We start from the raw sequence: 1,992 nt of genomic DNA, 5'->3' as shown, positions 1-1,992 counted from the left end.
CCCACAGGGGCTGCAAAAGCCCATCGGGCTGTGGTGATCCTGTGGGAGCTGGCTTGCCGGCGATGAGGCCGATACAGGCAAGCAACTACAGGACCGGCTTGCGCGCCGCCCCGCTGCGGGCCTTGGCCATCGCCGCCAGGCGCACCGCGACGTTGGCCGCACCGTAACCGGCATACCCCCCCTTGCGCTGGATGATCTCGAAGAAGAAACGCTCTTCGAACGGCTCGGTGTACACGTGGAACAGCTCGCCGCCCTGGGCATCGCGGTCGTACAGCACGTTGTAGTAGGCCAGTTCGCTGAGGAACTCGTCATCGAAATCGAAACGCGCCGCCAGGTCGTCGTAGTAGTTCAGCGGGATTTCCAGCAGCGGTACCCCAGCCAGTTTGGCCCGCGCCACCTCGCGGAAGATGTCGTCGCAATCGAAGGCGATGTGATGCACCCCCGAACCTCGATAACTGGACAACGCATGGGCGATGGCGGTGTTGCGGTTTTCCGAGATGTTCAGCGGCAGGCGCAGGGTGCCGCACTGGCTACGCAGGGCGCGGCTCTTGACCAGGCCGTAAGGGTCCGGCAGCACCACTTCGTCGTCGGCGGCGAAATCGAACAGGCTCTTGTAGAACAGCACCCAGCTGTCCAGCGACTCGGCCGGCAGGGCCAGGGCCATGTGGTCGATGCGGCGCAGGCCGCCGGTGGCCGTGGCGTTCTTGTCCAGGCTGAAGTCGGTGTCGTACAGGGTCTGGCCGGCAGTGCCCTGCTCCACCAGGTACAGCAGGCTGCCATCCGGTGCACGTACCGCCGGCACTTCGCACTCGTTGGGCCCGACCAGGCCACGGAACGGCTGGCCACGGAAGGCGGTGGCGCGCTTCAGGGCGGCTTGCTGGTCCTTGACCCGCAGCGCGGTGGCGCACAGCGACGGCCCGTGGGCCTCGAAGAAGTTGTGGCCGAAGGAATAGGGTTCGGCGTTCAGCACAATGTTGATATCGCCCTGGCGCAGCAACTGCACTTCTTTGCTGCGGTGCTTGCCGGCTTCGGCAAAGCCCAGGCGCTTCAGCCAGCTGCCCAGGCGCGCGCCGACGGCTTCGTCGACCGCGAATTCGAGGAACTCCACGCCGTCATAGGCACTGGCCGCCGGCGGGGTGAACAGCACACCAGGCTCGATCGAGGTGCCTTCCTGCTCCAGGCGCAGGCGGGTGTGCTCTTCGAGGTACAGCAGCGAACGCAGGCCATCGGCGGCGTTCTGCCGGGGCGGCGCGGCGCGGAAGCCGTCGTTGAAGATTTCCAGCGACAGCGGCCCGCGGTAGCCGGTGGCAAGGATTGGCGCCAGGAAACCGGCCATGTCCATCTCGCCCTGCCCCGGGAAGCAGCGGAAGTGGCGGCTCCACTCCAGCACATCCATGGCCAGGATCGGCGCGTCGGCCATTTGCACGAAGAAGATCTTGTCGCCGGGGATGTCGCGGATCGCGCTCGGGTCGCCCTTGAGCGACAAGGTGTGGAAGCTGTCGAGGATCACCCCGAGGGCCGGGTGGTCGGCCTGGCGCACCAGGTTCCAGACTTGCTGGTAGGTGTTGACGTGGCGGCCCCAGGCCAGGGCTTCGTAGCCAATGCGCAGGCCGCGTTTGCCAGCGTGCTCGGCCAGCAGGCGCAGGTCGTCGACCAGCAGTTGTTCTTCGCCAAGGGCATCGGCCTGGACGTTGCTGCACACCAGCACCAGGTCGGTGCCCAGTTCCTGCATCAGGTCGAACTTGCGCTCGGCGCGGTCGAGGTTCTTCTGCAGGCGGTCGCGGCGGCAGCCTTCAAAGTCGCGAAACGGCTGGAACAGGGTGATGGCAATACCCAGGTCGGCGCACATCTGCCGCACCTGGCGCGGGCTGCCGGCGTAATAGAGCAGGTCGTTTTCGAAGATCTCGACGCCGTCAAAACCGGCGGCGGCGATGGCTTCGAGCTTTTCCGGCAGGGTGCCGCTCAAGGACACGGTAGCGATCGAACGCTGCA

At 66.1% G+C, this 1,992-nt stretch carries 1 protein-coding gene; it reads right to left on the bottom strand.

Features of this window, described 5'->3' with window-relative positions:
• Window positions 1–85: 85 nt before the first annotated feature.
• The gene (gene quiC / locus ACK1U9_RS00130; RefSeq protein WP_449109676.1) at window positions 86–1,981 is read right to left on the bottom strand and encodes a 3-dehydroshikimate dehydratase QuiC; all 1,896 of its coding nucleotides are present in this window, start codon (window positions 1,979–1,981) and stop codon (window positions 86–88) included.
• Window positions 1,982–1,992: the final 11 nt, after the last annotated feature.

Source organism: Pseudomonas sp. XP1, from assembly GCF_053557675.1.
This window is presented reverse-complemented; position numbering and strand designations above follow the sequence as displayed.